Raw genomic sequence first — 6,556 nt, 5'->3', positions numbered from 1 at the left:
AGATGGACCTGCCCAGTTTGCGGATCCAAACGTCCGACATGGCATCGTTTTTCAATGCGTGACTGTTTCTTTTCCGGATCCCAGCGATTGCGATAACCGTAGACATAGGTACGCCCATCGGCATCCGTGTACGTAGAGAAAGACCAGGGTTTTGGCGAAGATGACATGATGTTGTCTATATTAAATAACTATAGACTATGATAAAGATAAAGCAAAGGCTTGTCAAGTTTTTATTAAATAAAAACAATGGATTAGGAAGAATAAATAGGCCGACTTTGCGTCAGATCAGGACCTCCCGGAGCTAGTCTCCGGGAGTTTGGGATGTAGTCCTCATGTGTCTTGCGATACATGAGGACTTTTTATAATTGAGATCTTCTTCAGCTGCGGTAGGCTGCTCAGTCATGAAGCCCTCTCAAAACCTCCTTTCGTGGCAGGTCTTTGTCGCCACCTGCCGCACTCGAAGCATTTCGCAGGCTGCGGTACTGCTGGACATTGATCTGCCGAAAGCTTCGCGACTTTTATCGGCGCTTGAAACAGAACTTGGCGAACCGCTATTCGATAAGAGTCATCGGCCCATTCAACCCACCCCTCGTGCGGCAGAACTGCAGCGTGCTGTTGAACCGCTGGTCGCAGGATTTCAGGCTGCATTAGAACCTAAGGCGGAGCCGCATGAACGCTTTACTATTCGTTTTGCAGCACCAATTGAACTCGCACAGGAATACTTTTCAGACAAGCTTTTCCAATATTCGGAGCTTTTCCATGATATTGAATTCGCAGTGCTCCCGGAGGTCGGGCCGGACGACATTCGTCGCGGGGATGTAGACGTTGCGGTATTGAACCGTCGTCCCGCAGATCCTTCAGGTCTGATCATTCGCAACTACAACAATTCGACCACGGTTCCATTAGCTACGCCGGAATATCTGAGACGGCACGGGACGCCGCTCTCGCCGGCGGATCTCAAAATGCACGAAGGGCTTCTGCTTAAAGCCTACAACGATGACACGGTGACGCAGCAGCTCTTTTTCGGCCGCGAGCGCAGTGAACCGCTTGAGTGGAAGCGAACATTCGTCACGCATGATCAGCTCACACTGAAGCGTCTGCTGCTTGAACACCATGGAATTACTGTTGATCTTTCGATTCTTCATATTGGCGAGGAAATTCGCAGAGGCATCGTTGTGCCGCTTTTGGAGGGTTGGACCAAAACGCCCTGGTGCATGTGCCTTGTCAATCGCCGTGAGGATGAATTGAGATCAGCAAAACTTCGTGACTTCGTGCTTTGGATGACCGCCACGGCGCGAGAGGATTCCGCACGTTCTGCCAATGAATGTCGTCAGATCATTGAGGACGCGTACCTTCGAAGTAAGCGGGTAGATCTCAAGAGAGGCAGCTAGTTCGTATTTGGAGTGAATGTTCGGAGGATTTCTTCCGCAGCATCCCGTCCGTCCACAAAGGCGCGTACAGCGAGATCAGCACCGCGAACAGCATCGCCGCCGGCGAAGATTTTTGGATTTGCAGTTCGATGATTGTCTATCATGATCTGTCCGTCCATGTTGAAGGTCACTCCGCATTCGAGGAGCCATGCGGCAGGTTTGGCACGGAACCCGCAGGCGATGATGAGGAGGTCTGCGGGCAGTATGCGCTCTATACCGTCAACTCTGCTCCGGATGACAAGACCAGCGATCGAACCGTTTGTCCGGTGTGTGATGCGAATCGCATCAACCTGCGCCATGAAGCGTGCCCCCTCATCTTGCGCAGCGGCGACTTCTTCATGGAGTGCTCTTAGTTTGTCCAAGGAACGTCTGCAGATCGCCGTTGGAGCATCTGCGCCCAACCGTAAGGCCGTTCTAAGACAATCAACCGCAGTATCTCCGCTGCCGAGTACGAGAACCCGCTGAGTTGAGAGATCGGGAAGCGGAGCGAACCCCGGAATTGCCAAATGTGCACCGGCAACATGAGCAAGCCAGGGACGTGCCCAGACAACGCCGTGACCATCGAGGCCAGGAAGGTTCGGTGTTACAGGGAACTCTGCACCGATGCCAATGAAGATGGCGTCAAAGTTCTGAAGAAGATTTTTGATGGAGATATCGCGGCCAACCGCGGTGCTGAGGCGGAAACATATTCCTAAGCGTTCAAGCATTCGACGGCGGTGTGAGATCAGGGCGTGCTCCAGTTTGAAGCTCGGAATGCCGAAGGTAAGCAACCCGCCGATTTCGCTGTCACGCTCAAAGACCGTCACATTGACGCCCTGACGAGCCAGTACATCGGCGCAGGCAAGTCCTGAGGGCCCCGCACCCACTATGGCGACTCGCTTGCCGTTGGAAGCAAGCGGCCATGGGTCCCAGCCACTGTCGAGCAAGTAATCGGCAGCAAAACGTTCAAGTGCCGCGATCGGTACAGGACCACCTAGATCCGCAGGGATCGGACAGACGGATTCGCAAAGGCGCATCGATGGGCAGACACGTCCGCAGACTTCGGGAAAAGCTCCCGGACGAAGCATCAGAAGCGCTGCATTGCGTAACCTTTCTTCTCTTAATGCAGTGGTTAGGCTTGGGATGCTATTTCCTTGCGGACACGCTTCAACGCAAGCGCCGCAGGAAATGCAGCGGCTTGCCTGAAGGACTGCGGCAGTCTGGCTAAATGTTTGGTCGACGGGATTAAAGTTTTGTCGGCGCTGTTGCGCCGGAGCAGGGGTTGGCATTTCGCGAACGGCGCGCAGCAGAGGTCGACGGTTTGAGAGGGTGTCGATAACGGATGATGAGCGGGTGAAAAAAGGCTGTTGCAGTGCTTGTGAAGGGCAAGCGTCAATGCAGATTCGACATTTGGTGCAGCGTGCCGATGCGAGGTCTGTTGTTTCAAGCGTAGTGGGATTAAGTCCCTCTGGGCAGACTGAGCGGCAGACTTCGCAGGGCAGACCGGTCTTGCGAAGACAGGCATTGGGGGTAGAGCGGATCCGAAATGTGCGGTTACCCCATGAGAGGAGTGTCATTACGGCTCCTAGCGGACAAAAGCTGCGGCACCATCGACGCAACACAAAAACTTCGAGAAAGAGAAAGCCCGCAAAGATGGCGATAGACCATGAAAGTTCGTTGAACTCAGCGAGGCGCCAAAGAGCAATTACGAGGGCAAAGGTGAGCCCTACCGGACAAATAAGGCAGAAAACGGGGAAGCCGAAAGCGGCGGAAGAAGCGAGTGCACCTGCAAGAACCATAAACGGTCCTTTGGGGCTCTTGATGTTTGTGGTGACGGCGGCGGTTTTAGCAGACTCAGCAGATTTTGTCTGAGCAGTGTCTGTCGTGGACGGAGATGCTGCAGTGCGGCCTGAGGAGTCTTTTATGACGCGAAGCGGTATGACGCAGCGGTGTTGCAATGCGGTGTGATTCACAGCCTTTTTTTCTGAAGGCGACTCACAAGCATGTTCCTCTTGGCCAAAAAGTTGTTTAATGAAAGGAACGGGACAAATCCATCCACAAAAGACTCTGCCGAGAATAAGACAGAATGCGACTACTGCGAGGGCACCTAAGATTGCTCGCGGGATCAGAGTTTTCTCTGCAAGCATCGCCTCGAGCGCACCCAAAGGACAAACTGCAGCAATGTCGCGCCAGCCTATAGCGGAGAGTGTTCCGCTGCCCGTGTGCAGAATAAGACCGAGAAAGACGAGCAGAATGAATGCGAAAGCGCAGAGCATGCGCAGAAGTCGTGTGCGCTTCATACGACTTCTCCAAGGACCTTCACTTTTAGGGCTTCAAGCGGGCGCACGATGATGCCGCGTACGCGTTTGCCTTGATAAGCCTGAAAGATATTAGAGGGACAGATGTATTCACACATGCCGCATCCGTTGCATTTGAGCGAGTCAACGATTGGACGGCGCCTGGCATCCAAGGTGACTGCATCATAGGGACACGCTTCATAACATTTAGTGCAGGCTCCAGTACGCAGGGCAATGCAGGATTCCGTCACTACGGCAATGCCGATGCGCACAGTTTCGGGTGCAAAGTCTTCGATGGCTCCGGTGGGACAGACTTCTGCGCATTTTTTGCAAAAATCGCAGTGTCCAAGGTGAAAGGTCATCACCGGGGTACGCATCGCAAGGAACCCGGTTTCAAAATGTGCGATGCCAACGGCATTGGTGTGGCAGACGCTGCGACATCTGTCGCAGCGAATGCAGCGGGCCAGGAATTCGGCTTCAGGTCGACTGCCAGGCGGGCGCACAAGAGACGCTTCCGACACGGTTGAATGACAAATGAATCCGCCGAAAACGACAAGCCCGACAGCGCCTGCAGCACCGGCGATCAGATCTCGGCGGGCGGGATCCTTCAGCGATTGGCGCGTTTCCTGCTGGCATTTCGTCATTGCTTGACCTCACCTTGTCATCTTCAGGCCGATATTTCTCCGGCCGTGCCGTGAAGTTCTTTAAGGAGTTCTTCAACCATGCTGGCGTCGAGCTGCGTAAAGGCGAGTGCAATCTGTGCCGCTGCGGCGTAAAAGGGCGTTTCGGCATACTTAGCAACATCGGTTGAGAAACCGGGTAGCCAGTTGAGGAGATGTCCTCTGGCGAAGCTGAGAGATTCAGCTAAGGTTTTGAGGAGCGCTGTATCGTCCTCGCGCTCAGCAGCGTTGAGTGCATCGCTTGAGAGTTTGGCCATGAAGTCGAGTTCAAGCGCTACATGATCTTCATGCACGTCGCAGTGATCGGGTTTCTTTAGGCCATGTGCATGGTATATACGGCAGACATCCTCCCAGGCTTGTTGCATCACAAGTCCCTGAGGACTCGTGTAAACCGATTCATACGGATAAGCTGCGTCTTTGCCGGCCACACCCGCGCCGAGAAAAACGCGTGCGTAATCGACGGCAAGTTCTGTGAGCGGATCGCTGCCAGGCGCTGTTTTCCAGCGCGTGAGTGCTGCGTAGCCTGCATCCAGAACGGGGTCGCCCGATTTCTCGGGAAATGAGATGCCGTTGAGAGCCTCCAACAGCTGCTGATCGGCTTCAGTACGGAAAATCCGGGCGAGAAAAGCATAGAAGGTACAGCGAGTCTGAAGAATATTTTGAAGGTTATTCATATGATTACAGTAACTTTTTAAAGACGGTCTTGCGGATGCGCGAAAAAGTCTTATGTGAGGAAGAATCGCCAGCTGGATGCGCCACCAAGAAGCTCTGTTGTTCGGGCGATTGCTGCGGCGGCAGCTGCCGCAGAAATGAGACCGATGAAATTGCCAAAACGAAACATCGGACTGAAAGAACTAAGGACTAAGACGGCAGCTGGGATCAGAATGCCGAGTAAGACAAATCCGATCCAGAAGGGCAGTGCAAGATCACCCGACAGCAGGCGGGATGCGGTGGGCAGCTCTATAGGAGCTGGCCCCCAAGCGAGTGTGCCGAGCCAGATTGCTGCGCCGAGCGCAGGCATCAGTGCGATGAAGCAGTGTTGAACGCCCTTAAATGACGTTGGACCGTCTTCGGAGAGCAGCCGGAGGACCAATGCAGTGGCGGGACAGACAAGTCCTAACAATGGCAGTGCCATCGTTGCGGTATGCCATCCTGCGCGCCAAGGCATCCAAAGAACGGTGCCAACTGAAGCGACAGCGCCAAGAGCGAGAAGAGCGGCCGCTGCGGCAAACAAAAGACACGTTCGTCTCAAGGCACAGCGTCGCCTGGCCCAAACGAGTCCAAGAAGCGCCGCGGCAGCTGCGCATGCCGCAGCAAATTCTCTAAACAATCCCGTAGACGGGTTTGCAAGAATGCCGAAAATGAGCTCCGGGCGGCCGAGCGAGAAGAGTGCCAGCACTTCCCCGCATATGAGAAGCAGCGCAGCAATGGTGCTTACTGCAGCGATCCGACGCACGGGGAGTCTGCATAATTCGCCCGCCAAGGCCGCTGTCGCCAAACTGGCGGCGAGTACTGCAGCAGCAGCGAAAAACGCGAGACTCCATCCCGTACCCATGGTGCACTCCGTGCTTATTAGAGCATCTTCGGTGGGTTGCTCTGCCAATCTCCCGTTTTCTTGTGCAGGATGTAGCGTACCGTCGGATGATTGCCCGAGTCCGGCAGTGAATGTACGTTTTCGGGGCCCGCAGCCGCGATTGCTTTAGAGACGTCGCTTTCTGGATCGTCAATATCGCCGAAAAAGCGCGCTTTGGCGCAACATACTTTTACGCAGGCAGGTTTTTCGCCGACAGCCTGCAAATGCTGACAGAGTGTGCATTTTTCGACCACGTTCGTGTCGGCATTGTAGGAACGTGCGCCATATGGGCACGCTGCCATACACATCTTGCAGCCAATGCACTTTTCCTTGTTGACGAGAATTTGACCGTCATCGGTACGATAGGTGGCTCCGGTTGGACAAACTTTCACGCAGGGAGCGTCCTTGCAGCACTGGCAGATTGACGGCAAAAAGTACTGCTTAATGTCAGGGAACTTCCCCATCGGGCCAATCGATAGCACTTTGTTGTAATAAACACCGAGTGCAACATTGTTTTCCTGCTTGCAGGCTACTTCGCACGCGAAGCATCCGATGCAGCGGTCGAGGTCGATAACCATTGTCTTTTGGGTCATGATG

Annotated in this window: 6 protein-coding genes; 1 reads left to right on the top strand and 5 read right to left on the bottom strand. The window is 54.1% G+C overall.

Annotation, left to right across the window (positions count from 1 at the left end; genetic code table 11):
- Positions 1 to 401: 401 nt before the first annotated feature.
- A complete protein-coding gene (locus DES29_RS04290) occupies positions 402 to 1,391 on the top strand; it encodes a LysR family transcriptional regulator (RefSeq protein ID WP_021994623.1) in 990 nt (329 codons plus the stop codon).
- On the opposite strand, the gene DES29_RS04285 is transcribed toward DES29_RS04290, so the two are convergent.
- The 5 genes from DES29_RS04285 to DES29_RS04265 are packed head-to-tail and all read right to left on the bottom strand — an operon-like array spanning position 1,388 to position 6,552.
- Positions 1,388 to 3,709 carry an FAD-dependent oxidoreductase gene (locus DES29_RS04285; RefSeq protein ID WP_021994622.1) on the bottom strand — a complete coding sequence of 774 codons (2,322 nt, stop codon included), beginning with the start codon at positions 3,707 to 3,709 and terminating at the stop codon, positions 1,388 to 1,390. The genes DES29_RS04290 and DES29_RS04285 overlap by 4 nt on opposite strands.
- Positions 3,706 to 4,350 carry a 4Fe-4S dicluster domain-containing protein gene (locus DES29_RS04280; protein WP_016475241.1) on the bottom strand — a complete coding sequence of 215 codons (645 nt, stop codon included), beginning with the start codon at positions 4,348 to 4,350 and terminating at the stop codon, positions 3,706 to 3,708. The genes DES29_RS04285 and DES29_RS04280 overlap by 4 nt, the downstream gene beginning before the upstream one ends.
- Before the next feature lie 23 nt (positions 4,351 to 4,373).
- Positions 4,374 to 5,060 carry a TorD/DmsD family molecular chaperone gene (locus DES29_RS04275; RefSeq protein ID WP_016475240.1) on the bottom strand — a complete coding sequence of 229 codons (687 nt, stop codon included), beginning with the start codon at positions 5,058 to 5,060 and terminating at the stop codon, positions 4,374 to 4,376.
- 50 nt (positions 5,061 to 5,110) lie between these two features.
- Complete coding sequence (locus DES29_RS04270) at positions 5,111 to 5,941, bottom strand: hypothetical protein (RefSeq protein WP_005429324.1); 831 nt, start codon at positions 5,939 to 5,941, stop codon at positions 5,111 to 5,113.
- Positions 5,942 to 5,958: 17 nt separating this feature from the next.
- Entirely contained in the window at positions 5,959 to 6,552 is a 594-nt protein-coding gene (locus DES29_RS04265) for a 4Fe-4S dicluster domain-containing protein (protein WP_016475239.1), read from the bottom strand.
- Positions 6,553 to 6,556: the final 4 nt, after the last annotated feature.

This window comes from Sutterella wadsworthensis (assembly GCF_003315195.1).
GTDB lineage: Bacteria > Pseudomonadota > Gammaproteobacteria > Burkholderiales > Burkholderiaceae_F > Sutterella > Sutterella wadsworthensis.
This window is presented reverse-complemented; position numbering and strand designations above follow the sequence as displayed.

What these genes read in the sequence shown, in the direction of transcription:
- DES29_RS04270 (WP_005429324.1), bottom strand. Translation starts at nt 5,941, where the DNA reads ATGGGTACGGGATGGAGTCTCGCGTTTTTCGCTGCTGCTGCAGTACTC.
- DES29_RS04290 (WP_021994623.1), top strand. Translation starts at nt 402, where the DNA reads ATGAAGCCCTCTCAAAACCTCCTTTCGTGGCAGGTCTTTGTCGCCACC.
- DES29_RS04280 (WP_016475241.1), bottom strand. Translation starts at nt 4,350, where the DNA reads ATGACGAAATGCCAGCAGGAAACGCGCCAATCGCTGAAGGATCCCGCC.
- DES29_RS04265 (WP_016475239.1), bottom strand. Translation starts at nt 6,552, where the DNA reads ATGACCCAAAAGACAATGGTTATCGACCTCGACCGCTGCATCGGATGC.
- DES29_RS04285 (WP_021994622.1), bottom strand. Translation starts at nt 3,709, where the DNA reads ATGAAGCGCACACGACTTCTGCGCATGCTCTGCGCTTTCGCATTCATT.
- DES29_RS04275 (WP_016475240.1), bottom strand. Translation starts at nt 5,060, where the DNA reads ATGAATAACCTTCAAAATATTCTTCAGACTCGCTGTACCTTCTATGCT.